Origin of the sequence: Niallia laureatilytica (assembly GCF_046613985.1) — a bacterium.
Taxonomy (GTDB): domain Bacteria; phylum Bacillota; class Bacilli; order Bacillales; family Cytobacillaceae; genus Niallia.
The window spans coordinates 23828-46875 of record NZ_JBKKHP010000009.1 but is presented as its reverse complement, the minus strand read 5'-3'; the positions used below and the strand labels follow the sequence as shown (position 1 = coordinate 46875).

Here is a 23048-nt window from a genome sequence, read left to right as displayed (position 1 = left end):
GGTTTTTTTGTGTCTTTCCTTCCAATCCTGTTCATATCTTTAATTGATTATGTCTAAGGGAGGGAAATGAATGAAAGCCATTGTTTCAAACAAATATGGTACACCAGATAGTCTCCAATTATTAGAAGTAGAACGAGCTGTTCCTAAGGAAGGAGAAGTGCTTGTAAAGATTCAAGCTGCCTCTCTCAATTACGGCAATCTTGTTTTACTGAGTGGCACTCCCTTTCTTGCCCGCTTCGCCTTCGGTTTGTTTAAACCAAAATATACGATTCCTGGGGGAGATATTGCAGGGATTGTGGAAGCTGTTGGCATGGGAGTTACACAATTTAAGAAGGGAGATGAAGTATTCGGCGATCTTTCTCAAAGTGGTTGGGGCGGCTTTGCAGAATATGTCTCAGTTCCAGTCAAAGCATTGGTACATAAGCCAGCAAATATCTCCTTTGCGGAGGCTGCTGCTGTTCCGATGGCAGGAACGACCGCATTACAGGCGTTGCGACATAAGGGAGTAATTCAGCCAGGGCAAAAGGTGTTAATTAATGGAGCATCTGGCGGTGTAGGCACCTTTGCTGTGCAAATCGCCAAAGCATTTGGTGCAGAAGTTACAGGTGTATGCAGCACTGGAAATGTGGAGATACTCCAAGCAATTGGTGCGGATCATGTTATTGATTATAACAAGGAAGATTTTACTCAAAGCTCCGACAAATATGATCTTATCCTTGCAGTAAATGGATATCAGCCAATTCTTTCTTATATGCGGGCATTGAAGGACCATGGAAGATATATTATGGTCGGCGGCCAAGGGAAACAGATGAGTGAAGCCATGATGCTTGGTCCTTGTCTTTCCGTCACAAGCAGTAAAAAGCTGGGCAATATGCTGCAGCGGGCAAACCAGGAAGATTTGCATTTACTCAAGGAGCTTCTTGAAGAGGAAAAGCTGCAACCGATTATTGATAAACAATTTAAGCTGAGCGAAGTACCTGAAGCATTTCGGTATTTTGCAGAAGGTCACGCCAAGGGAAAAGTTGTTATTACAATGTCAGAAGACTAGAGAACGCCGCAAAGCGTTCTCTTTTAAAAAAAGATGGAAATAGCACTGTAAACAAGCAGCAATGCCATCACGATATTGAACTGGCTCTTATATTTGGACAAGAACCTTTGAAACATGCTGCCAAACAAACTCCAGCTGAATGTGCTTAAAAACCCAACAAAAGCAAGTATCACAGCAAACAGCAGCAAACTAAGCTGAGATTGATAGTATGGAAGAATAAATGTTGCGATGACCGTTATCCCGTACAGTATCCCTTTTGGGTTAATGAACTGCAGCAGCATTCCTGCCAGGAAGCTGTTATTCTTGTCTTCTTCCTTTTCACCTCCATTATCCTTGCTGGAAACAATTTTATAGGCTAGATACAACATATAGACTGCACCAAGTATCGTCATTACAAACTCAATCTTAGGCATAAAGCTTTTCAGCATTAAATTAAAATAGCTGCAGATAAGCATAATCACAAAGAAACCGGCACTTACACCTGCACAGAAGCCAATGGTTTTCTTCAGCCCATATTTGTTGGCAAAAGCCATTGCCATTATATTATTAGGGCCAGGAGTAAAACTAGTTACAGTCACGTACAGCAAAAACGATAACAACGGCATACTTTTTCTCCCCCTTTATATGTATGTTATAATGTACATATTAGACAATATAACGATTTACGTTTTATTGTACAATACGGTCGCTATATTGTACATATGACAGGAGTGTTTTTTATGGAAGAAATTCAGCTTATTTTGGCAAAAAACTTAAAAGCGATTCGGGAAAAGAAAAAGCTTAGTCTTGAAAAAACCGCAGACTTGACCGGAGTAAGCAAAACGATGATTGGCCAGATTGAAAGAGGGGAATCTAGTCCAACACTTAATACTATTTGGAAAATCGCCAATGGCTTGAAAATCTCCTTCACCTCTCTTATTCAGCACCAGCAGCCTGAAGCAAAGGTTGTGAAAAGAGACGAAGTGCAAGTCCTATCAGAGGATGATGGCAAGTACAACATCTATCCTTACTTTCCATTTGAAGAAGATAAACGCTTTGAGATTTACTCAGTTGAAATCAAAAAGGGCGGCTATTTAAGTGCCGAGGCACATCAGGAAGGTACGGTAGAGTATATTACCGTTTTTGATGGAGTGCTGACAGTTCGAGTAAATGACAATGATTACCTAATATCTGCCGGTGACTCCATCCAGTTTAATGCAGACAAACCTCATACGTATCATAACTCAGGAGATAAGCTGACAAAGCTCAGCATGACTATATACTATCCTGGATAACCTAGCCGCCTCCTTATTGGGATGCGGTTTTTTAACATAAAATCCATGCTTGTCCTCCTACAGCTACCCATGTCATTCTTTATTACTTGAATAAAATGATAAGTGAATAATGAAAAAGGAGGATTTCTTATGAGCAAAGTATGGTATCCAGGTGAAGGGGATAATGACCAAAGCAATAAATCTAAATCTCGTTCTGGTGACAGTGACAGCCGCTCTGATGCGAATGTGGATTTCGAAAGTGACAATCGCTTAAAATCAGACACAAATGTAGACAACGACAATGATTTAAAAAACATCGACAAAAATACGAATGTCGCTAAAGTCAGCCGTTCTGGCAATGCAAAAATTGATCTTTGCATTGATGTTGAATCTGATTCAAAAGCTCGCGTTCGTTCTCGTTCAAAAGCGAATGCTGATTCTGATCAGGATCAGGACAACGATCAAGACAACAGCCAAGATCAAGACGAAGATTAATAATTGTGAGACGAGAATGGTCAAGCCCATTCTCGTTCTTTCGCAGTAAAGGAGGGGTAATCATGTATCCAAACCGCAAGCCAAGAGGCAGAGATAACATGAACTATGAGTTTCGCAACAACGGTCATACAGAGCTTGATGCGAATGCGGCGCAAATTGGGGAAAGCGGAAACTCAGATGTAGATGTTTATGTAAATGTTGAGGTTAATACAAACCCGATTGCCTACGCAATGCTATGTTCCTTATTGGCTACTAGACAAATAACAAGACCAGAATTTGATGAAGCAATAAAGCATTTAGACAGACTGATGAAAGAAACAAACAACAGCAATAACAGTACAGGAAGACTGCAAGGTCCTCCGCCGAGAAACCGCTAATGAATATCTCATAAAAAAAGAATTAACCTGTCACGAAATAACGTTAATTCTTTTTTTATTTGCTTTATAAGTTAAATTTAGTAGCCTCGTCGATTTCCTTTTTTGACGTTCTCCCAATCTACCTCAATATTTTCTCTGACCTTTTTCAGGAGTTCATAAAGAACCTCTGTTTGTTCATGAGACAATCCAGCAAGTGCAGTTTTGTCTGAATGATCTGCCTCCCTTTTTAGAAATGGATATACCTCCATTCCTTTTTCTGTAGGAAACAGCAGCTTGTTTTTTTTATTTGTCTCATCCTGTCTTTTTTCTATAAAGCCGTTCATTTCAAGCTTTTTAATAGCTCTGGCTGCAGTCGTGCGGTCAACTTTTATCATTTCTGCCAGCTTTTCTTGAATGATTCCCGGATTCTCGTATATTCGGACAAGGTATAAATATTGGCCCTTCGTCAAATCGTATTCCTTAAATTCAATATTGCTGATAGAATCAAGTGCTCTGGCAATCATGCCAACTTCACGAAGAATTTCCTTCATAAAAATAATAAACCTCCAATAATTGTTGTATTTACAACAATATATTTTTCCTATACACTGTTTAAAGATGATAAATAAATTATGACTTGTTTCTCATAATAAATCCAGAAAGGAATGAATAGCGATGGAAGCAAAAAAAATTACAACAACAGACGAACTAGAGCAGGCATTACATATAAGAAGGACAGTATTTGTGGAGGAACAGGGTGTTCCGTTAGACGACGAATACGATGAATTCGATAAACTTGATGGTAAATGTGAGCATATTCTTGTTTATTATCATAATGAGCCAGTCGGCACTGGACGGGTTAGATCGGTTGAAGGCTACGGCAAACTAGAAAGAATCTGTATCTTACAGGAATACCGTAAATTTGGTCTTGGGAAAGTTATTATTGCCAAGCTTGAAGAAATCGCCGCAGACCGAGGAGATTTAAAGGTAAAGCTGCATGGCCAAACACACGCAGAGGGCTTTTATAATAAGCTAGGCTACGAAACTGCTTCCGATGTATTTATGGAAGATGGCATCGCTCACGTGTTGATGGTGAAAAATATCGCAGAAAAGAGCCAGTCATCATGAACTGGCTCTTTCTTTGCTAGTTAGTTTATATTTTACAGCCTGTATGTCTGTTTTCCCGTTATAAGCAAAAAAACGGATATCCTGACTGTTTTGATCTGGGAATATTCTTGCAGTGAACACTTCTGCTCCGTCGTTCACAAATACCTCAACAGAAGAAACATCCACAAATATTCGGAAGGAAATTTTGTCTGTTTCTACTAAACATTTTCGGACCGCTCCATATTGTATGCCTGCTGCTTGCCCAGACTCGCTTCTGTCAAAAATCACTTTTTTCTCCTGCATGTCATATTTCAGGACTGTTTTCTCCTTGTCACTAGCTCGAAGCTCTATACCGAACTGCTCTGCCGTAAAATTGGAAAACTCTGCAGATAATTCATAGACATCACCAGCAAATCCTTCTATCCCCTTCGTCTCGTTATCTATTGTTATATGAGCTTCTGTTTCTTCCCCTCTAAGCAGCTCCAATTCCTTAACTGGATTTTGCCATAGTCGCCCGTTCTTTACAGTCAGTTCGCGCGGCAATGTTAAACAATGGGCCCAGCCGTTACTGTCTGTCGGATACTCTATTTCAGGCAGACCCATCCACCCTACTAATATTCTTCTGCCGTCAGGTGCTTCCATTGTCTGTGGTGCATAAAAGTCAAACCCTCTGTCTAATTCATGAAACCCACTGTGCACAAGCGTCCGCTCTTGAACATTCAGCCTGCTGCCGAGCACATAGCCTGATTGATAAATATTATGATAGCTGTCTCTGTCTCTCTCCAAGCCCTGTGGACAAAACAGCAGCACACCATGATTATCTAATTCGAAATAATCCGGACACTCCCACATATATCCGAATTCATTAAGGCCTATATCTACTTCGCCTTCTAAGTCCCATTCCAGCAAATTCTGCGAACGATACAGCATAATTGTACCTGTCTCGTTTTTACGCTGTGCTCCAATTACAGCAAAAAAACAATCATTATCTTTCCAAACCTTAGGATCACGGTAATGATCCGTATACCCGTTAGGAACTGCAGGAATCACTGGTTTTTCAAGCTTTTTTATTTGTCCCTCCTTATTCATGACAGCTAGTATCTGATAAGGATGTCTTACCCAGTTCTCGTCACGGTTGTTTCCAGTATACATAAGGAATAATTCGCCGTTATGCTCGATTCCGCTGCCTGAGTAAACACCGTGACTGTCAAACTCATTTGTCGGCTCAAGCGCAACGCCGACATTTTCCCAGTGAACGAGGTCCTTTGATTTAGTATGATACCAGTTCTTTAATCCATGAACAGCGCCAAGGGGAAACCATTGATAGAACAAATGATATTCACCATTATAATATGAGAAACCGTTTGGATCATTGAGAAGCCCTGTCACAGGCTGAATATGAAAGGTTTGTCTCCAGTTACACTGCTTGACGAGATTTTCAAGTTTCCTCCGTTCTGTCTTTGAGGCATCCTCCCATCTTCTGTACCGTTGTTCTCTGCTCCAATTCATTGATGCTTCACTCCCTAAAAAGAAAGGAGACAAGAGTCCCCTCCTATGCTTATCGATTTTTTATGCAACGATGCCTTCCTTTTTTACACTCGCTTCCTTTTTAGCCGCTCTTTTCGCCAATACGATGGTTACCGTAAATCCGACTACAAATGCGACTGCCATTCCAATAATATAAGGCACAATTTTATCTGGACGAATGGAGATGATGCCAGGCAATCCAGCAGCACCTAATGCGACTGCCTTCACTTTAAACAAAGTAACAAAACCAGAACCAACTGCAGACCCTACGATAGCACCAATAAACGGATACCTTAATTTCAGGTTTACCCCAAACATCGCCGGCTCTGTAATACCAAGCAATGCAGAGATGCCCGCAGCAGAAGCTGTTCCCTTAACTTTTGCATCCTTTGTTAGCTTCAAGACAGCCAATGTTGCTGCACCTTGAGCGATGTTAGACATGGTAGCAATCGCAAACAAGAAGGAGCCGCCTGTTTTTGCGATATCTGCTAACAGTTGAGTTTCAACAGCAATAAAGCTGTGATGCATGCCAGTGATAACGATCGGTGCATACAAGAGGCCGAAAATTAACCCGCCGATTACTCCTGTTGTGTCATACATCCAGACAATGCCATCAGTAAGAAGATTTCCAGCCGTTCTTGTTAACGGGCCGACTAACGTAAATGTCAAAAAACCAGTAATAAAAATAGATAAAAGCGGTGTCAATAAGTTATCCAAAGCCGAGGGCACAATCCTTCTGAGATATGTTTCAATCTTAGCCAAAATAAACGATGCTGCAAGTACAGGCAGCACTGTTCCTTGGTAAGCTACCTTCTCAATCTCCAAACCGAATATATTCCAGACAGGCACTTCATTTTTCAGCATGGCATCTGCATAATTATAGCCATTCAGCAAATCCGGATGAACCATCAGCATACCAAGTGCTGCTCCGAGATAAGGATTTCCGCCAAACCGCTGGGTAGCAGAAAAGCCAATCAGAATTGGCAGAAATACAAAGGCAGCGTTTGCAAAAGTATTAATAAGTGCAGCTAAATCTGCCATGTTTGGATATGCATCAACCAATGATTTGCTCTCTATAAATAAATCTTGAGCAGTCAGGACATTATTTAGTCCCATTAGTAAACCGCCGGCAACAATAGCTGGAATAATCGGCACAAAGATATCAGACAGCATTTTCACAAATCGCTGAATCGGATTAAGCTTCTTTGCTCCAGCCTCTTTTACTTCCTTCGTCGACATTTCTGAAAGACCTGTCATCCCTGCAAAATGCTTATACACTTCATTAACAGTGCCTGATCCTAAAATAATTTGATATTGACCGCCTGTAGAGAATGTTCCCTTCACCACATCCATCTTATCAAGCACATCTTGATTAACTGCTGATTCATCATGCAGTACTAAACGAAGCCGTGTTGCACAGTGAGCTGCTGCAGACACATTCTCTTTTCCGCCGATTGCCGCGAGAATTTCTTCTGCGATTTTTTTATGGTTCATTTTACGTTCCTCCCTATTATATCCGGCAATATAGAACCGGTTCCAAAATTACACAAAAAGTAAAACCGTTTAAGGAACCGGTTCCAAATAAAAGCTTAAAAAAATATGATTCTAACGAAACCAATTATAAATTTCATTGGAATCGATTTCATTAGAATTATAATTCATCATGCTAGATTGTGTCAACGCTTTCTCTTTTAATTATTTCAAAATTCATTGTTGTCAGTATTTCTACTGGCCGCTCATGTACTAGCTCCACCATATTAACTGCGGCCTTTTTCCCTGCTTCTTTATAATGAAATTTTGCTGTTGTAATGCCAGGATGAATGGCTTCCGTGACATCATAACCGCCAAAGCCAGTAACAGACAAAGTATCTGGTACAGCTATCCCCAGTTTGTATGCTGCCTTCAGACAGCCAAGGGCAATATTGTCTGTAGCACAAACGACAATACTCTGGTTGGAATTTCTTAAGATTTCCATGGCGGCAGCTTGGGCAGCAGGAATATTAAATTCTGTCTCATAATAATGGACATCAATATCTTCCTTCCCCTCCAATGCTTTTGTAAAGCCTTGTTTTCGTTTTATTCCAACAGCAATATCAAGCTCTGTCACTCCTAAGTAAGCAATGTTGCGATGCCCCTTTTCCAGCACATATTGCCCTATTGCCATACCGGCATGATAATCATCATGAATAACACTATGAATTTCCTCATGCTCCTGACCTATTAATAAAACTGGAATATTCACATCAGCTATTGCTTGAAGATGCCTGTCCGTAATCACGGTCGCAAGCAAGATAATACCCGCCATCTTCTGGTTTGCCAGGCTGTATATACTCTCAATTTCCCTGTCTAAATCTTGGCTCGTATTGGATATTAACATCTGATAGTTCAGTTCTTTCAAGCGCTCATCGATTCCAATCAACGTCTGTGATGACGCAAAAGAATCCAGCCTTGGAACAATCGTGCCAATGATATTTGTCTTTTTTGCTTTTAAACTTTGAGCAAAAGGGTTTGGCGTGTAGCCAGTCTCTCGAATTGCCTTTTCAATCTTCTTCCTTGTTGCCTCTCCGACAGAGCCTCCATTCAGGTAGCGGGATACCGTGCTTTTGGCGACTCCGGCGATTTTAGCAATATCCGCAATGGTCCGAATCATTAGTTTACCAACCTCATAATTGTATTTATGGTTATATTATATACTACTTATTCAAGCTTTTTGGGCAGCTGTTTCAAATTTAAGCCTAGACCCCTACATTACTGCCTGTTAATTGATTCACGAAATCTTTTTATATCACTGACTGGAGGAGCTCCAAACATTCTGCTGTATTCTCTGCTGAATTGGGATGGACTTTCATAGCCGACTTGAAAAGCCGCTTCACCTGCTTCCATCGGTTCAGATAACAAAAGCTTCCGTGCTTCCTGCAGCCGAATCATCTTTTGATACTTTAATGGGCTCATTGCTGTCACTTGTTTAAAATAATGATGGAAAGAGGAAACACTCATTTTAGCTATTTTTGCAAGCATATCTATCCGCAGCGGCTGGTTATATTCCTCATTGATTATGCGGATTACCTCTTTGATTGCCTGCGCTTGACTTCCCATTACTGCAAACTCTCTCATTTGATCTCCGTCTTCATTATTCCAAATTCTATAAAGAATTTCTTTTTTATAAAGAGGTGCCAGTGCTGAAATGTCTTGGGGCGTATCAAGCAAGCCTATCAGCCTGATAACTGCATCGAGTATATTGGATGTTGTCTTATTCACCATGATGGCTCTTTGTGCGGGAAATGAGTGATCTTGCTTCATCTTAATAACATCGAGAATCTCTTCTGTTGTGAAGCGGAGTTTGACTCCTAGATAGGGGCTGTCACTCGTCGCCTTCATGATTTTCCCTGTTATCGGCAGATGGACAGAGGCAATAAGGTAGTGATTGGGGTCATAATGAAAGATGTCATCCTCCAGCATCACGATTTTTGAGCCTTGGGCAATAAAGCAGACAGACGGCTCGAACAAGGAATGAAGAGGCTCTGATAAAGTCGATGAGCGGATAAAGCTCAATGTATCAATTTCCGCAGCAAATGTCCCATCCCTATTTGTATGTTTTTCAATTAAAGTCACTAACTGCTGCTGCCTGTCTTTCATGCCATTCACCGCCTTTTTTATATATTTTAACGTTTATTTGGAGAAATAGGCAAAAATAATAGACGATTCAGCTATCTCGTTATTCGTAACTTTATTTATAATTTAGAGGAAAATAGAGCTTGGAGGAATAAATGATGACAAACTTACAGGATAAAGTCGCAATAATTACAGGCGCATCAAGAGGAATAGGCGCTCAAAGTGCAATAAAATTAGCAGAACTGGGAGCTAAGGTTGTTGTTAATTATGCTAACAGCCCACAAGCAGCAGAGGCAGTGACCTCATCTATCATGGAAAAGGGCGGCCAGGCGATAGCTGTTAAAGCAGATGTGAGCAGCCTTAAGGAAATAGAGTATTTATTTGAAACGACCATTAGCCATTTCGGCAAGGTCGATATCCTTGTGAATAATGCAGGTATCATGCATACCATTCCAATCAGTGAAGTGACAGAGGAACAATTTGACCAACATTTTGCGATTAATGTTAAAGGCACCTATTTCGCCTGCCAACAAGCCTTTAAGCATATGGCACCGAACGGACGAATCGTTAATTTCTCTACTTCTGTTGCAGGAGTAATGTTCCCAGGCTACAGCATTTATGCAGCTACTAAAGGGGCTGTTGAACAAATCAGCAGACAGCTGGCCAGAGAATTCGGACCAAAGAATATAACGATAAATACAATCGCCCCAGGTCCGACAACAACAGAACTATTCTTGGAAGGAAAAACTCCTGAACAATTGCAGGCATTAAAAGGAAACAACGCCTTCGGAAGATTCGGAGAAACAAATGATATCGCCGATGCCTTAGCCTTTTTAGTAAGTGACGAATCCCGCTGGATTACAGGACAAACAATCCGTGTTAATGGCGGTATGATCTAGAATATTGAAAAGAAAAGATAGAGGTAGTGCTCTATCTTTTCTTTATACAGACTTCCTCTTCTAATTGAAAACAATTCTCATTTATGATACGTTTGTTGTAAATAATATGAAGAGAAGGTGGCTAACTTGTATTACGTTGAAACATACACAGCAACGAAAAAGGAATCTAAGGAACTTATCAGTAAACTGCATACATACTTCCATCAATATAATAGTCAGTTCTTATTCAATAGAATTTACCGGCGGAAACTGACTTTCTCCACTGAAGAAAAGAGTCAGCTATGGAATGTCCTTGTGATGATGAAAGCAGCAGATGGGAAGCAATATGAACATTTCCAAAATATTTTCAAGGACTATCAAACACAGTTAATCAGACAAGAAAACATGCTGCCAACACCAGGCTCCTTCCTCCCTTCTAACGAAAAGAACGGCTTCATACATATCGTTGAATACGTTCATGTTCAACCCGATTATCTAGCAGAATTTAAAGAAATAATGATTCACAATAATGGCCCTGCTATGGAGCATATTATCCAATCAAAAAAGTGGTGCAAGGAATTTATCGCCCTTGAAACGACAGAAGTATTATTCCATAAGGCTGATTATCCCGCATGGAATCAAATCCATCTAATCGCAATGCTTCCATCTGGAGTTTTTCACTTCAAAAAAGACTTTAATGAAGGGTTAATAAAAGTAAACGCTCCGAACTTTGCCGAAAACTTTGAAAGACTTGGACAAATTCGGAAGTTTACTTCAAAGGTAAGTGCCGCCCGCGAGTTATAATTAATTACGTCAGCTGCCCTCCATATTTAAAATTCTCCTGTACGCTCATTAAATGCTATAATTTAATATATTGCTATTTTCATTTTGACAAGATAACAGGAGTTTTTGTATGAATGTAAACAATGTATTGCCTCATTTACATAAAGAACTGCTTCACGGAATGTATTTTGACTATGATGATACCAGCACGAAATTTCTAGACATTATTACGATTACAACCAGTCTATTCTTATTTGCGCCAGAGATAAAAAAAGGCCAAAAAGATCTTTCCATTACCATTCCCGTTTTTCATTATTCTGTTTGGGAGAAGGAAAAAGCTGCGGCAGAAGCGTTTTTTTCCTGGATGACAGACACGCATGTGTCACTTCAATTTACAAATAACATTCCGCCAGATACGGAAGAAGGATTCTTATTGTCATTGCCAGCCTATCAAAACATTGCATTGTTCTATGATGATATCGAATCAATTGCCGGCATAAATCACCAGTTAGTATGTGATTATATACGCATTCCCAACAAAAATAATGAAAAAACAAAACAGCAGAAACTAGCTGCTTTTTTAAGAAAGACAGCATCCGATTCGAGCGAAATAATAAATATAGATATTAAATTACTCAACAAAAGAAAATCCAAAACTACTCCTGCGGCCATTTCCTTAGTATTGGCGATAGCTGCTGCCAAAGCCTATTTTAACGGCGGAACAAAAGTATATTATTATCAAAGCCAAAAGATAGATGCAGATTCTCTAAACCTAGCTAAGACTGCTCATCCGAAAACATATCAACTGCTGAATGCACTTTATCAATGCATTTCTGCAGATATGCAGATTGAGACACCCCTCTTGCATAAAACGAGGATAACTGTCCTCAAAGAAATGCCTAAAGAGCATAAATTACAAATTAAAAATACAAATGAATGTTTGAGAATGAAAAGAAAAACAGCATTAGCGGCTGCAAATACTCCTTGTGGCATTTGCACAGCTTGCTTCCAACGAAAGATTGCCTTAGCTGCAGCAAACAGTGAAGTATATGATGGTTTTTACCAATATGACTATGGCCAAAAGATAGCCGAAATAACGGACGAACACGATCAACAAATTTATCGAGACACTCTGGAATTAATGGAAACTCTCAGTCAGGAACGAAAAACCACAGAAGAAGACGAGTATTTAGCTGATGATCTTAGGTCAGCTTTTGCGTGTTTTGTTGATAGGTATAATCCGTACTGAAACCACGAAATCTAATAAACTCAAAGACCTCCTTTTTCGGAAGGTTTTATTCTAGGCTCCCTTTGCCCTTAAAAAATGTAAATCTAGCAAAAAAGAGCCGCCAAACGGCAGCTCTTTTGTTTAAAAAATGGTCGGAACCATTCCGCCATCCATACGGATTGGTGATCCTCTAAATGCAGATGCATAGGGACTGCATAGGAATGTGGCTAATCGTCCTATTTCAATCGGTCTGATAAATCGCTGTATTTCTGATTGAGGCAAATTAGTGACCATAAATTGTGTTTCTTTTTCTGTAAAGGTCATGTTTTCATCACTGTAAATACCCTCAATTATAGCTTGCACATTTTCAGAAAGTGTTGGTCCAGGCATAATGGTATTGACTGTAACTTCTGTACCTTTTGTTAGAAAAGACAAGCTTTTTGCTAATGATAGCAGCATTGATTTTGTCATACAATACTGTGGCATTTGTCCAGAAGGCATTACGGCTTCTTCACTAGCAATAAAAATGATTCGGCCATCATTTTTATTCAGCATTTTTGGAAGATAATGTTTACAAAGCCCATTTGCAGCTAATACATTCGTTTCAAAGTATTTTTGCCAGACTTCATCTGTAACATCTTCGTATTGCATGATTTCGTATATCCCCATATTGTTAACTAAAATATCGACATTAGGATATTTCCTAAATAGTTCCTCTCTTTGTTGCACATCGACAATATCAGCTGCAGCATTTTGAGGGGAAGTTAACGGGAATTCTGATTTAATTTCCTGTACAGTTCGTTCTACCTCGTCATAGTTGCGGCCATTGATGAGAACATTAACTCCTTCTTTAGCCAATTCTTTTGCTATTGCTTTCCCGATTCCTTTTGTTGAGCCTGTAACTAAAGCGGTTTTATTTACTAATTCCATTTCCAAGATACATTTCTCCTTTAAGTAGGTTATCCTTGTCGTTCGTCTATAAGTGCATGTTCAGTACGCCAATTTAAAGGAGTGTCACCTTCCCAACAACGGAAGGCACGATAGAACGAGCTATGGTCTTTATATCCAACGAGAAAAGCGACTTCTTTAATATCTAGGTCAGGATCAGCCAAGTACTGTCGTGCCTGTTCATGACGGACTTCCTTTAAGAGATCCTTAAAGCTGGTTTTTTCATCAGTAAGCCGTCGCTGTAAGGTACGTTCGCTCATGCCCAACTCACTTGCAACATCTTGTATGTCAAGTCGTTCTCCTGTTAAATTGCGTTTTAAAATCCACTTAACTATCTCCGTTATTGAGTGACTGTGGCGCTGCTCCTCCAATGTTTGCTCCAATACTGGTGTTAGTATCTGCAGTAATTCAGCATTATAGGAAGTAAAAGGACGATCAAGATCTTCTCTTTGCAATATCAGTCTATTATGTTTTGCTCCGATATGGATCGGGCAACCAAAATAATCTTCCAGTGCTTGGACTTGACCAAAAGAATGTGTAAATTCTACTAAGCTCGCTTTTATAGGATATCCGGTGCCTCTTCGTCCTAGTTCCAGTAAAAACGCAAGTGTTGTTCCGACAAGCAGGGCTGGTCCTGCTTGCTCGGTTTCCAACCATTTCAGTTCAATTACACAATTTGTATCTTGTTCCACAATGCGTAATTTTTCAGGAGGGCACATTTCTTTGTAACGCGCCATTCTGTTAAGCGCATCCCGATAATCACGGGCATGGTAAGCAGCCAGTACAGATGGGGGATACTGTGTTGTTTCAAATACTGTCGGAAGCTGCAACATGCCAGCTTCACTATCACCGATCATATCGGAATATGCTTGCCATAATGCATAATATTGTTCAACAGTGACAACTGATTCACTGATTACAGTCAGCGGCATTTTTGCTTTTCGAACTAAATCCTGCGCATTAAATCCTAGTTTTTTTAATCCAGTCCAAAGTCCATCCGGTATTCTAATACGAGTATTTGCAGTCATATTTATTTACACCTCTCTATCTATCAGCACATTACAGCTAATTCTGTTAACGGGATAGTTATTTCATTTTACTTTTATATTGTCTTACTGTAATTAGCAGGGAACGACAATCAATTAGCCAAAGACGCCAAGAGAAAAAATCTATGTTCATTATATCAATTTCGTTAAAGCTACTTTAACTAAAATTAAGCTCAAACTCAAAAAATGAAGTGTAATTTTAAACTAAATATTACATTAAACTCTAAATCAAGGATGATAAGCGGGAAAATCGTGAACATAAATTTTTGCTTGACCTCAAGAAAACTCTAAGTCATATGATTAAAAAGTACAAAAAAATCTATTATTGGAGTGAAGAACATGAAAGTAAGAAGACTTGGAAATAGTGAGTTGGAAGTATCATCCATTGGCCTAGGGTTGATGGGGATGTCACCAGGAATATATGGTCAGACAAATGATGAGGAATCAATTAGAACGATTCATAGTGCAATGGAATTGGGTGTGACATTATTAGATACGGCAGATGTTTATGGAAATGGTCATAATGAAAGTTTGCTCGGCAAGGCTTTGCAAGGTAAACGAGATAAAGCAATTGTTGCTACTAAGTTTGCTTATACAACAAATTATGAAAAAATCATCGGTCACCCTGATTATATCCAAAAAGCTGTTGATGACAGTCTGCGCCGATTAAATATTGACTATATTGACCTTTATTATCAACATCGTGTCGATCCAAATGTTCCGATTGAGGAGACAATCGGCGCAATGTCCGATTTAGTTACGGCAGGAAAAGTTCGAGCAATTGGATTATCCGAAGCATCAGTTGATACCATAAAACGGGCACACAACATACATCCTATTTCTGCATTACAAACAGAATACTCCTTGTGGAGCAGAGATATTGAGGAGGAAATCTTACCTGTTGTAAGATATCTAGGAATTACACATGTAGCTTACAGTCCATTAAGCAGAGGGTTTATAACCGGAGAAATAAGTAATTTCAAAGATTTTGGCGATGATGATTTGCGCAGATTTATGCCGCGGTTCCAAGGGGAGAACTTCCAAAAAAATCTTGATATAGTCAGTGAAATTCTGAATATGGCTAAAGAAAAGAATGTTACACCTTCTCAATTAGCTATCGCTTGGACAATTGCAAATGGTGCCCTGCCAATCCCTGGGACAAAGCGTCAAAAATACTTAGAGGAAAATGTCGGCGCTTTAGAAGTCGAATTAACTCCTCAAGATTTAGTACGTCTTGACAGTATAAATCCCAAAAATACGGTCTATGGAAATCGCTATGATGATAATAATATGAAGGATCTTAGTCTGTAAGTTTTTATGGGCACTACTCTTTTACGCAGTGCCCTTTTATTATGGCAGTATCTTTAAATCTTTTTCATGAATATCATAAAAAGCTAATTTATAATTTATTTTCTCCAGATAGCTATAAGTTTCTTGCAGCTGTTCTTCTACTTTTTTCTTATGCTTAAGCATCATTTCTTTTCTTTCCCTAATAGAGGCCTTGCCATACTGTGTTAATTCCACATATTTCTTCATTTCACTCAGCGGCATATTCGTTGCACGCAAACACACCATAAAGCTTAGCCACTCTAAGTGATAATCCTCATAAATTCGAATTCCATTATGATCTCTATTAACAGCAGGAACAAGTCCTTCTTTTTCATAAAAACGCAGTGTGTGCGGAGATATTCCTGTTTTTTCAGCAACCTCGCTTATCGTAAGCCCCATATGGCCCCTCCTCTTATACCTCATTCTATTTTCATGTATTTTACTTTATATCTATTTATTTCCGCAATTAAAAGCATATTCCTATAAATATGTTCATATTGAGAAAAGACCTATTAACGAATAATAGGCCTCTCCCTTTCATTCACATAATAATCTTATTACTGCATATACTTCTCCACTAATTCAAAGCATCTTTCTTCCGTAAGATTACCTAGCACAGCCACGTATTCCAACTCTTCCATCGTACCGCCTTCATATTTTAAAGAAGCCTCTTTTGCAGTACTATCTCTGTATTCAATCCACTTACGCTGTTCATTTCTCAACTGCTCCATTTCGTCAGAAGGCAGTTGCTTCTGTAAGACACCATAAATTTCATTTACTAAGCCATCCCACGTGTCATATCTGTCACCTTCAACCTTTATCATGGCATATGTTGAGTCATCTTCTGGATTGTTCCGCCGTTCATCCATTTCTTTTTTTGTATCATTTAATTTCTTGAGATACACTTCCTTTTGACTCTCTGCAGTATCATTAGCAGCTGTGTTTTTTTCCGTTTTATTTGTACCAGTATTTTCTTTAGGTGCCTCACCATTTGCTGTTTGAGAACTGCTGTTATGTTCAGCTTGTTTATCTGCTGAATTGCTTGATTCTGTGGATGAGTTATTACAAGCAGCCAAAATCAGTACCGCAACTAAAGAGAAAATCACCTCAAAAGTTTTCATTATGAAAGTCCTCCTTTTATGGAAGTGAATGACGTTCCTCCTTTTATCCCCTTTATTTAACAATATAACAATTACAATTATTGTTAATCAATTTATATGTATATTTCTCGGTTTATTTTTAGAAGCAAGACAGCAGCATAAATAAAAAAGCACCAAACCCCCAACCGGGAATTTGATGCTTCATATCTCTAAGTAGTAAAAAACCACCAAACATATGTATTTGGTGGAGACGGTGGGAGTCGAACCCACGTCCAGAAACATCGGCACTTAAGCTTCTACGAGTGTAGTCAACATATTCGCGATTCGCTCATTCTTATGCCTGCTGACGGGCGTCCGATGAGCTAGCCTGGTTGTTCTCTTCCTTCTTCCTCAGACGGTGGAATCCGGCGTAGCCCACTTAAAGTGAGTCCCTTACCCTACCACATGGGCGATGGAGGGAGGAACCGCTAAGCGCTATTAAGCAGCTAAAGCGAAGTTGTTTTGTTGTTTGCCAGTTATAGGCTTTGACGTTTTAACGAGGCCGATCCCCTCGACTCGCAACCTAAGCTCGAACTATCCCTGTCGAATCCGTAACGTCCCCATAAGGATAAAATCTAGTGATTGTTACATCACTGGATTCACGCTATTTGCGTTAACGTTAGGAAGCTCAAAAATAGGAGCTTTAAGTTATGCTTGTCTTAACGACATAATTTATTATAACATAAACATCCTAGATTTCAATTGTAAGTTTTTGGATTACATTTTTTGTCTATCTCTTAAGGCACGCTCGATGCTGCGGTTTGCTTCTTTGCGCTTTAATGTCTCACGCTTGTCATAGTTTTTCTTACCCTTACCGAGCCCGATTAAAACCTTGGCAAAGCCGTTTTTCATATAAAGCTTCAATGGAACTAGTGCATAACCGATTTCCTTCGTGTCGCCAATCAGCTGGTTTATCTGCTTTTTGTGAAGCAGCAGCTTGCGTGTTCTCAGCGGCTCATGATTATAACGGTTTCCTTGTTCATATGGGCTTATATGCATGCCATACAAAAATACTTCACCGTTATGAACACGGGCATATGATTCCTTCAGGTTAACCCTGCCAGCACGGATTGCCTTAATCTCTGTTCCTTGCAGCACGATGCCTGCTTCATATGTTTCCTCAATAAAATAATCGTGGTTCGCTTTTTTGTTTTGAGCGACTACTTTCCCTTCACCTTTTGGCATTAAAATCCCCTACCTTTATAACCTAATTGTATCAAATTATCTCTGTTCGGACAATTTTGATAAAGTTTATCAAAGGGAAGCAAGATATGCTTCCCTTTCTCAAAAACATTTTAGCGTTTCTTTTTCTTTCTTTTTGCTTTTGGGGCATTTTCATAAAACTTTCTTTCTTTTTTGCCCTTGCGTTTTCCTTCCCCGTTGCTGCCGCTGCCATTGCCATGGCGTCCATCTTTGCCGGCCCCAGACTTTCCTTTCCGTGGCGCGCGAGATGTGCTGCCAGTTGAAAATACTTTGCCCTCTTTTTTCGGATCTCTGCGGCGAGTTCCTTTCATGCCGACAATTTCGAAGTCAATGGCACGCTCTTCTTTATTAACATTAACAACACGAACTGTGATCTCATCACCAATACGGAATACTTTGCCTGTTCTTTCACCAATCATCGCAAAATGGCGTTCATCATAGCGATAATAGTCGTCTGTCATATAGCTGACATGTACAAGACCTTCAATTGTATTCTTAAGCTCCACAAACATTCCAAAGTTTGTGACAGAGCTGATGATGCCGTCATATTCTTCGCCGATTTTATCCAGCATATATTCTGCTTTTTTGAGTTCGTCAGTCTCACGTTCTGCTTCAACAGAGCGTCTTTCCATATTGGACGAATGCTCTGCTATGTCTGTCAGCTTGCTGTTCCATTTCTCTTGAGTAGGAGCGCTAATGTCACCTTCTACTAGATATGTGCGAATAAGTCTGTGCACAATTAAATCGGGATAGCGTCTGATGGGAGACGTGAAGTGCGTATAGAACTCTGTTGACAACCCGAAATGCCCTAGACTTTCTGGATAATATTTTGCCTGCTGCATGGAGCGGAGCATAACAGTTGAAATAACCATTTCTTCTGGTGTGCCTTGCACCTCTTCAATAATTTCCTGAAGAGCTCTCGGATGAACTTCATTCGCAGTACCTTTCACGATATAGCCGAAGTTTGTAATAAACTCAAAAAACCTGCGCAGCTTTTCTTCTTTCGGGTCTTCGTGAATACGATAAATAAACGGTACTTGCAGCCAGTGGAAATGTTCTGCTACTGTTTCATTGGCAACAAGCATGAACTCTTCAATAAGGCGTTCTGCAACAGAACGTTCACGAAGGACAACATCCTTTGGCTTTCCATTTTCTTCAACAAGAACCTTTGATTCTTTGAAATCAAAGTCGATTGCTCCTCGGCCCATCCGTTTTGTGCGAAGAATCTGCGCAAGCTCTTCCATTCTCTCAAACATTGGAACAAGCTCAGCATATCTTTCTCGCAGCTCTTCATCTTTGTCATTTAAGATTGAGTTAACATCGGCATAAGTCATTCGTTCTGTTGTCTTAATGACACTTTGGAATATCTCATGGCTAACCACTTCACCGCTCGGGCTGATTTCCATTTCACAAGACAATGTCAGACGATTTACTTTAGGATTCAAAGAGCAAATCCCATTTGACAGGCGATGTGGAATCATTGGAATAACTCGGTCTACTAAATAAACACTTGTGCCTCTGTCTTGTGCCTCTACATCAATTGGTGAATCTTCCGTCACATAATAAGAAACGTCTGCAATGTGAACCCCAAGCTTGTAGTTGCCATTTTCCAGCCTTGTAACGGTTACCGCATCGTCCAAGTCCTTTGCATCAGCACCATCAATTGTGACAATCTGCTGATCCCTTAAATCACGTCTGTTTTTGATTTCACTTTCATCAATTTCATCTGGAACACTGTCAGCCTGTGCCATCACTTCGTCAGGAAAAGCAAGCGGCAGTCCATGCTTATGAATAACAGATAGAATATCCACACCAGGATCATTTTTATGACCCAGTATCTTGATAATCTCCCCTTCTGCATTCTTTCTTCCTTCTGGATAAGCAGTTAAGTTTACAACTACTTTATGGCCTTCTACAGCACCCTTTGTGCTGCCTTTAGGAATGAACACATCTGTGGCAATTTTTTTATCATCGGGAATAACAAACCCAAAATTCTTGCTTTCGGAATATGTACCGACAATTTGCTGCACACCTCGTTCCAGAATACGGACGATGGTTCCTTCCCGTCTTTGACCAGAGCTTTCTGAAGTGACACGGGCAAGCACGATATCGCCATTCATCGCTGTCTTCACTTCATTTGGCGGGATAAAGATATCGTCTAGACCAGGCTCCTCTGGAATAACAAAGGCAAAACCCTTTGCATGGCCGGATATCTTCCCTTTCACTAAATTCATCTTTTCAGGCAGACCGTAACGATTGCTTCTCGTTCTTACAACCAACCCTTTTTCTTCCATCTGCACTAATGCCTTGACGAACTCCTTAAAGTTAGAAGAATCCTCAATTCCAAACGCTTCCTCCAGCTCCTGTACTGTCAGGGGCTTATACGCCTCGTCCTTCATATAATGCAGCAGCTTTTCTATATGCTCTTGAATTATATCCAAACAAACAACCTCCTTTTAATTAATTAATCCAATCTAATCGATCAATAAACTGGTAGAAATCCTCAAAAACCTCGTCCTTTTCTTTATCATGTGTAATAACATGGCCAGAATTCTCATACCATTTGATCTCTTTATCATCACTTTCCACTTCATTATAGATAATATTTGCACTATCTGTATTAATCATGTGGTCATGTCTTGCTTGTATAACAAAAACAGGGGAATAAATTAAATCCACTGATTGACGGACATCTGCAATCAAGCCTTGCAGCTCTTTTAACGTATTCATCGGGGCGAATTCTGCCATTTCTTGTTCAATGACTTCCTCCGATTTTCCTTCCCTAACCTTATAGTTACGAGCATATTCAAGGACGCCCTCATACATGACTTCTTCGCTTTTAATATACATTGGAGAACACATTGTTACGATACCCTTTACAGGTACAGTGTAACCTAACTTAAGAGAAAATACCCCGCCTAGAGAAAGTCCGCCCACTGCAATTTCTTCATAACCTTTTTCTTTCAAGAAATTATAGCCTGCCTGAACATCTTTCCACCAATCTTCTGGCCCATACTGCACAAGGTCCTCTGGCGGCACTCCATGGCCTTTATACAACGGAATATAGCAGCTGTATCCTTTAGTATTCAAATAGCGTCCAAGCATTCTTACATCTGATGTGTTGCCTGTGAAGCCGTGCAGCAGCAATACAGCACGTTTATTACTTCCTTCAAAATACAACGGCTTTTGTTCCACTAATTTCATTTTAAAAACACTCCTTGCCTTATCTTTTCCCATTTCCATCGGATTAACATATGTATAGCTGATTTTCTTTTTAGTAAATCTCATCCTATTTTAGGCAGAAAAAAGGATAAGAATCCAGCAAAAAGCTTCCAAAACCCCTCTTGCAGAAAAAAAACCTGACCGCATCCGGCCAGGTTTTTCATCTATACCGTTCAGCTATTAAATATCGAAATAGCTGACTGCAATCGTTAAAGCAAAGAACAAAATTGACAGTACGATTGTTGTATTATGAAGTATTAAGTCTAAACCGCGAGCTTTTTGTTTACCGAAAAGCTGTTCTGCCCCACCTGAAATGGCCCCGGATAGACCTGCACTTTTTCCTGATTGCAGAAGCACTACTACAATAAGAGCAAGAGCAACAATAATCAGTAATGTTAATAAGATTGTGTGTAACATACAAGCACCTCCATTAAAACGAACATACATTACTCTTAATGTACCATAATTTATCTTGTCCCACAATAGCATTACAACGGTTTTATCCAAGTTGTGGCAACAAAAAAGCACCTGACACAAAAATGTCAGGTGCTTGAAGTTCAAACCTTATTTAGTAAGGTTGTAGAAAGATTTAAGACCATCGTATACAGCTAGGTCGCCAAGCTCGTCTTCGATGCGAAGAAGTTGGTTGTACTTAGCAATACGGTCTGTACGAGAAAGTGAACCAGTTTTGATTTGGCCAGCGTTAGTAGCAACAGCGATGTCAGCGATTGTTGCATCTTCTGTTTCACCAGAACGGTGAGATACTACTGCAGTGTAACCTGCACGTTTAGCCATTTCGATAGCTTCGAAAGTTTCAGTCAAAGTACCGATTTGGTTAACTTTGATAAGGATTGAGTTAGCAATTCCTTTTTCGATACCTTCAGCCAATTTTTTAGTGTTTGTAACGAATAGATCGTCACCAACCAATTGTACTTTAGAACCGATGCGGTCAGTCAACAATTTGTGACCTTCCCAGTCGTTTTCGTCAAGACCATCTTCAATAGAGATGATTGGGAATTCGTTAACTAGCTCTTCGTAGAAAGATACTAGCTCTTCAGAAGTTAAGCCAGTGCGGCCTTCTCCAGCAAGATCGTATTTACCAGTTTCTTTGTTGTAGAACTCAGAAGAAGCAACGTCCATTCCAAGCAAGATGTCTTTACCAGGCTCATAGCCAGCTTTTTTGATTGCTTCGATGATAACTTCAAGAGCTTCACGGTTTGAACCAAGGTTTGGAGCGAATCCACCTTCGTCACCTACAGCTGTGTTCAAGCCTTTTGCAGATAGAACTGATTTAAGTGCATGGAACACTTCAGCACCATAACGCAATGCTTCTTTGAATGTTGGAGCACCTACTGGCAAGATCATGAACTCTTGGAAGTCCACGTTGTTGTCAGCGTGAGAACCACCGTTGATGATGTTCATCATTGGAGTTGGCAATTGCTTAGCATTGAATCCGCCAAGGTAACGGTACAATGGAAGACCAACAACTTCAGAAGCAGCGTGAGCTGCAGCCATAGATACACCAAGGATAGCGTTAGCACCTAATTTACCTTTGTTTTCAGTTCCGTCAAGCTCGATCATAGTTCTGTCGATTCCAGCTTGGTCAGTAACGTCCATACCGATGATAGCTTCAGCGATAACTTCGTTTACGTTTTCTACTGCTTTAAGAACACCTTTGCCAAGGTAGCGTGATTTGTCGCCGTCACGCAATTCTACTGCTTCGTATTCACCAGTTGATGCACCAGATGGAACAAGTGCACGACCGAAAAAACCTGATTCTGTTAAAACTTCTACTTCTACTGTTGGGTTACCGCGTGAGTCTAATACTTCGCGAGCATATACATGTTGAATGTATGGCATAATAAATTCTCTCC

Annotated in this window: 24 protein-coding genes and 1 other RNA gene; 9 read left to right on the top strand and 16 right to left on the bottom strand. The window is 39.9% G+C overall.

What is annotated here, in order from left to right; genetic code table 11:
- Positions 1 to 70 precede the first annotated feature (70 nt).
- Complete coding sequence (locus ACLIJJ_RS19465; RefSeq protein ID WP_233316583.1) at positions 71 to 1048, top strand: NAD(P)-dependent alcohol dehydrogenase; 978 nt, start codon at positions 71 to 73, stop codon at positions 1046 to 1048.
- Between the two features lie 23 nt (positions 1049 to 1071).
- Here the strand turns inward: ACLIJJ_RS19465 and ACLIJJ_RS19460 are convergent, their stop codons facing one another.
- A complete protein-coding gene (locus ACLIJJ_RS19460; protein WP_233316584.1) occupies positions 1072 to 1653 on the bottom strand; it encodes a LysE family transporter in 582 nt (193 codons plus the stop codon).
- Positions 1654 to 1767: 114 nt separating this feature from the next.
- On the opposite strand from ACLIJJ_RS19460, the gene ACLIJJ_RS19455 reads away from it, so the two are divergent.
- From ACLIJJ_RS19455 to ACLIJJ_RS19445, 3 genes are all read left to right on the top strand, one after another.
- Entirely contained in the window at positions 1768 to 2322 is a 555-nt protein-coding gene (locus ACLIJJ_RS19455; RefSeq protein WP_411411491.1) for a helix-turn-helix domain-containing protein, read from the top strand.
- A gap of 129 nt (positions 2323 to 2451) precedes the next feature.
- A complete protein-coding gene (locus ACLIJJ_RS19450) occupies positions 2452 to 2796 on the top strand; it encodes a hypothetical protein (protein WP_233316586.1) in 345 nt (114 codons plus the stop codon).
- Between the two features lie 62 nt (positions 2797 to 2858).
- Positions 2859 to 3173: a hypothetical protein gene (locus ACLIJJ_RS19445; protein ID WP_233316587.1), complete on the top strand. Its 315-nt coding sequence runs from the start codon at positions 2859 to 2861 to the stop codon at positions 3171 to 3173.
- Positions 3174 to 3250: 77 nt separating this feature from the next.
- On the opposite strand, the gene ACLIJJ_RS19440 is transcribed toward ACLIJJ_RS19445, so the two are convergent.
- A complete protein-coding gene (locus tag ACLIJJ_RS19440; protein WP_233316588.1) occupies positions 3251 to 3703 on the bottom strand; it encodes a MarR family winged helix-turn-helix transcriptional regulator in 453 nt (150 codons plus the stop codon).
- Between the two features lie 124 nt (positions 3704 to 3827).
- Between ACLIJJ_RS19440 and ACLIJJ_RS19435 the strand changes: the two genes are divergently transcribed.
- A complete protein-coding gene (locus tag ACLIJJ_RS19435) occupies positions 3828 to 4280 on the top strand; it encodes a GNAT family N-acetyltransferase (RefSeq protein WP_411411490.1) in 453 nt (150 codons plus the stop codon).
- On the opposite strand, the gene ACLIJJ_RS19430 is transcribed toward ACLIJJ_RS19435, so the two are convergent.
- From ACLIJJ_RS19430 to ACLIJJ_RS19415, 4 genes are all read right to left on the bottom strand, one after another.
- On the bottom strand, positions 4275 to 5768 hold the full coding sequence (locus tag ACLIJJ_RS19430; protein WP_411411489.1) for a glycoside hydrolase family 32 protein: 1494 nt from the start codon (positions 5766 to 5768) through the stop codon (positions 4275 to 4277). The two genes, ACLIJJ_RS19435 and ACLIJJ_RS19430, sit on opposite strands and share 6 nt — an antisense overlap.
- 60 nt (positions 5769 to 5828) lie before the next feature.
- Positions 5829 to 7280, bottom strand: coding sequence for a sucrose-specific PTS transporter subunit IIBC (locus ACLIJJ_RS19425; RefSeq protein ID WP_233316591.1), 1452 nt, complete (start codon positions 7278 to 7280; stop codon positions 5829 to 5831).
- Positions 7281 to 7452: 172 nt separating this feature from the next.
- Complete coding sequence (locus ACLIJJ_RS19420) at positions 7453 to 8436, bottom strand: LacI family DNA-binding transcriptional regulator (protein ID WP_233316592.1); 984 nt, start codon at positions 8434 to 8436, stop codon at positions 7453 to 7455.
- 98 nt (positions 8437 to 8534) lie between these two features.
- Positions 8535 to 9422 (bottom strand): AraC family transcriptional regulator, encoded by an 888-nt coding sequence (locus tag ACLIJJ_RS19415; protein ID WP_411411488.1) that lies wholly within the window; start codon positions 9420 to 9422, stop codon positions 8535 to 8537.
- A 134-nt stretch (positions 9423 to 9556) separates the two neighbouring features.
- Here ACLIJJ_RS19415 and ACLIJJ_RS19410 point away from each other — a divergent pair, with 134 nt between their 5' ends.
- From ACLIJJ_RS19410 to ACLIJJ_RS19400, 3 genes are all read left to right on the top strand, one after another.
- Positions 9557 to 10297 carry an SDR family oxidoreductase gene (locus ACLIJJ_RS19410; protein ID WP_233316629.1) on the top strand — a complete coding sequence of 247 codons (741 nt, stop codon included), beginning with the start codon at positions 9557 to 9559 and terminating at the stop codon, positions 10295 to 10297.
- 126 nt (positions 10298 to 10423) lie between these two features.
- Positions 10424 to 11080 (top strand): hypothetical protein, encoded by a 657-nt coding sequence (locus ACLIJJ_RS19405; RefSeq protein ID WP_411411487.1) that lies wholly within the window; start codon positions 10424 to 10426, stop codon positions 11078 to 11080.
- Between the two features lie 109 nt (positions 11081 to 11189).
- On the top strand, positions 11190 to 12308 hold the full coding sequence (locus ACLIJJ_RS19400; RefSeq protein ID WP_233316595.1) for a 7-cyano-7-deazaguanine synthase: 1119 nt from the start codon (positions 11190 to 11192) through the stop codon (positions 12306 to 12308).
- A 120-nt stretch (positions 12309 to 12428) separates the two neighbouring features.
- On the opposite strand, the gene ACLIJJ_RS19395 is transcribed toward ACLIJJ_RS19400, so the two are convergent.
- Positions 12429 to 13223 carry an SDR family NAD(P)-dependent oxidoreductase gene (locus ACLIJJ_RS19395; protein WP_233316596.1) on the bottom strand — a complete coding sequence of 265 codons (795 nt, stop codon included), beginning with the start codon at positions 13221 to 13223 and terminating at the stop codon, positions 12429 to 12431.
- Between the two features lie 23 nt (positions 13224 to 13246).
- On the bottom strand, positions 13247 to 14263 hold the full coding sequence (locus ACLIJJ_RS19390; RefSeq protein WP_237941889.1) for an AraC family transcriptional regulator: 1017 nt from the start codon (positions 14261 to 14263) through the stop codon (positions 13247 to 13249).
- A 357-nt stretch (positions 14264 to 14620) separates the two neighbouring features.
- On the opposite strand from ACLIJJ_RS19390, the gene ACLIJJ_RS19385 reads away from it, so the two are divergent.
- Positions 14621 to 15592 carry an aldo/keto reductase gene (locus tag ACLIJJ_RS19385; protein ID WP_411411486.1) on the top strand — a complete coding sequence of 324 codons (972 nt, stop codon included), beginning with the start codon at positions 14621 to 14623 and terminating at the stop codon, positions 15590 to 15592.
- 39 nt (positions 15593 to 15631) lie between these two features.
- Here ACLIJJ_RS19385 and ACLIJJ_RS19380 read toward each other — a convergent pair whose 3' ends face one another.
- From ACLIJJ_RS19380 to eno, 8 genes are all read right to left on the bottom strand, one after another.
- The gene (locus ACLIJJ_RS19380; RefSeq protein ID WP_233316599.1) at positions 15632 to 16009 is read right to left on the bottom strand and encodes a MerR family transcriptional regulator; all 378 of its coding nucleotides are present in this window, start codon (positions 16007 to 16009) and stop codon (positions 15632 to 15634) included.
- A gap of 158 nt (positions 16010 to 16167) precedes the next feature.
- Entirely contained in the window at positions 16168 to 16731 is a 564-nt protein-coding gene (locus ACLIJJ_RS19375) for a lysozyme inhibitor LprI family protein (protein ID WP_411411485.1), read from the bottom strand.
- 221 nt (positions 16732 to 16952) lie between these two features.
- Positions 16953 to 17311, bottom strand: a transfer-messenger RNA (tmRNA) gene (gene ssrA / locus ACLIJJ_RS19370).
- Positions 17312 to 17466: 155 nt separating this feature from the next.
- Positions 17467 to 17934, bottom strand: a complete 468-nt coding sequence (gene smpB, locus ACLIJJ_RS19365; protein ID WP_127738132.1) for an SsrA-binding protein SmpB — start codon at positions 17932 to 17934, stop codon at positions 17467 to 17469.
- A gap of 110 nt (positions 17935 to 18044) precedes the next feature.
- A complete protein-coding gene (gene rnr / locus ACLIJJ_RS19360) occupies positions 18045 to 20351 on the bottom strand; it encodes a ribonuclease R (RefSeq protein WP_411411517.1) in 2307 nt (768 codons plus the stop codon).
- Between the two features lie 61 nt (positions 20352 to 20412).
- Positions 20413 to 21156, bottom strand: coding sequence for an alpha/beta hydrolase (locus ACLIJJ_RS19355; RefSeq protein WP_233316601.1), 744 nt, complete (start codon positions 21154 to 21156; stop codon positions 20413 to 20415).
- A gap of 198 nt (positions 21157 to 21354) precedes the next feature.
- The gene (gene secG, locus ACLIJJ_RS19350; protein ID WP_233316602.1) at positions 21355 to 21591 is read right to left on the bottom strand and encodes a preprotein translocase subunit SecG; all 237 of its coding nucleotides are present in this window, start codon (positions 21589 to 21591) and stop codon (positions 21355 to 21357) included.
- Positions 21592 to 21738: 147 nt separating this feature from the next.
- Positions 21739 to 23034, bottom strand: coding sequence for a phosphopyruvate hydratase (gene eno / locus ACLIJJ_RS19345; protein WP_233316603.1), 1296 nt, complete (start codon positions 23032 to 23034; stop codon positions 21739 to 21741).
- Positions 23035 to 23048 lie beyond the last annotated feature (14 nt).

Coding starts and splice junctions, on each gene's coding strand:
- ACLIJJ_RS19415 (WP_411411488.1), bottom strand. CDS start 9,422: ATGAAAGACAGGCAGCAGCAGTTAGTGACTTTAATTGAAAAACATACA.
- ACLIJJ_RS19380 (WP_233316599.1), bottom strand. CDS start 16,009: ATGGGGCTTACGATAAGCGAGGTTGCTGAAAAAACAGGAATATCTCCG.
- ACLIJJ_RS19465 (WP_233316583.1), top strand. CDS start 71: ATGAAAGCCATTGTTTCAAACAAATATGGTACACCAGATAGTCTCCAA.
- ACLIJJ_RS19390 (WP_237941889.1), bottom strand. CDS start 14,263: ATGACTGCAAATACTCGTATTAGAATACCGGATGGACTTTGGACTGGA.
- ACLIJJ_RS19385 (WP_411411486.1), top strand. CDS start 14,621: ATGAAAGTAAGAAGACTTGGAAATAGTGAGTTGGAAGTATCATCCATT.
- smpB (WP_127738132.1), bottom strand. CDS start 17,934: ATGCCAAAAGGTGAAGGGAAAGTAGTCGCTCAAAACAAAAAAGCGAAC.
- ACLIJJ_RS19460 (WP_233316584.1), bottom strand. CDS start 1,653: ATGCCGTTGTTATCGTTTTTGCTGTACGTGACTGTAACTAGTTTTACT.
- ACLIJJ_RS19355 (WP_233316601.1), bottom strand. CDS start 21,156: ATGAAATTAGTGGAACAAAAGCCGTTGTATTTTGAAGGAAGTAATAAA.
- secG (WP_233316602.1), bottom strand. CDS start 21,591: ATGTTACACACAATCTTATTAACATTACTGATTATTGTTGCTCTTGCT.
- ACLIJJ_RS19410 (WP_233316629.1), top strand. CDS start 9,557: ATGACAAACTTACAGGATAAAGTCGCAATAATTACAGGCGCATCAAGA.
- ACLIJJ_RS19420 (WP_233316592.1), bottom strand. CDS start 8,436: ATGATTCGGACCATTGCGGATATTGCTAAAATCGCCGGAGTCGCCAAA.
- ACLIJJ_RS19455 (WP_411411491.1), top strand. CDS start 1,768: ATGGAAGAAATTCAGCTTATTTTGGCAAAAAACTTAAAAGCGATTCGG.
- rnr (WP_411411517.1), bottom strand. CDS start 20,351: ATGAAGGACGAGGCGTATAAGCCCCTGACAGTACAGGAGCTGGAGGAA.
- ACLIJJ_RS19450 (WP_233316586.1), top strand. CDS start 2,452: ATGAGCAAAGTATGGTATCCAGGTGAAGGGGATAATGACCAAAGCAAT.
- ACLIJJ_RS19440 (WP_233316588.1), bottom strand. CDS start 3,703: ATGAAGGAAATTCTTCGTGAAGTTGGCATGATTGCCAGAGCACTTGAT.
- ACLIJJ_RS19430 (WP_411411489.1), bottom strand. CDS start 5,768: ATGAATTGGAGCAGAGAACAACGGTACAGAAGATGGGAGGATGCCTCA.
- eno (WP_233316603.1), bottom strand. CDS start 23,034: ATGCCATACATTCAACATGTATATGCTCGCGAAGTATTAGACTCACGC.
- ACLIJJ_RS19400 (WP_233316595.1), top strand. CDS start 11,190: ATGAATGTAAACAATGTATTGCCTCATTTACATAAAGAACTGCTTCAC.
- ACLIJJ_RS19445 (WP_233316587.1), top strand. CDS start 2,859: ATGTATCCAAACCGCAAGCCAAGAGGCAGAGATAACATGAACTATGAG.
- ACLIJJ_RS19425 (WP_233316591.1), bottom strand. CDS start 7,280: ATGAACCATAAAAAAATCGCAGAAGAAATTCTCGCGGCAATCGGCGGA.
- ACLIJJ_RS19435 (WP_411411490.1), top strand. CDS start 3,828: ATGGAAGCAAAAAAAATTACAACAACAGACGAACTAGAGCAGGCATTA.
- ACLIJJ_RS19375 (WP_411411485.1), bottom strand. CDS start 16,731: ATGAAAACTTTTGAGGTGATTTTCTCTTTAGTTGCGGTACTGATTTTG.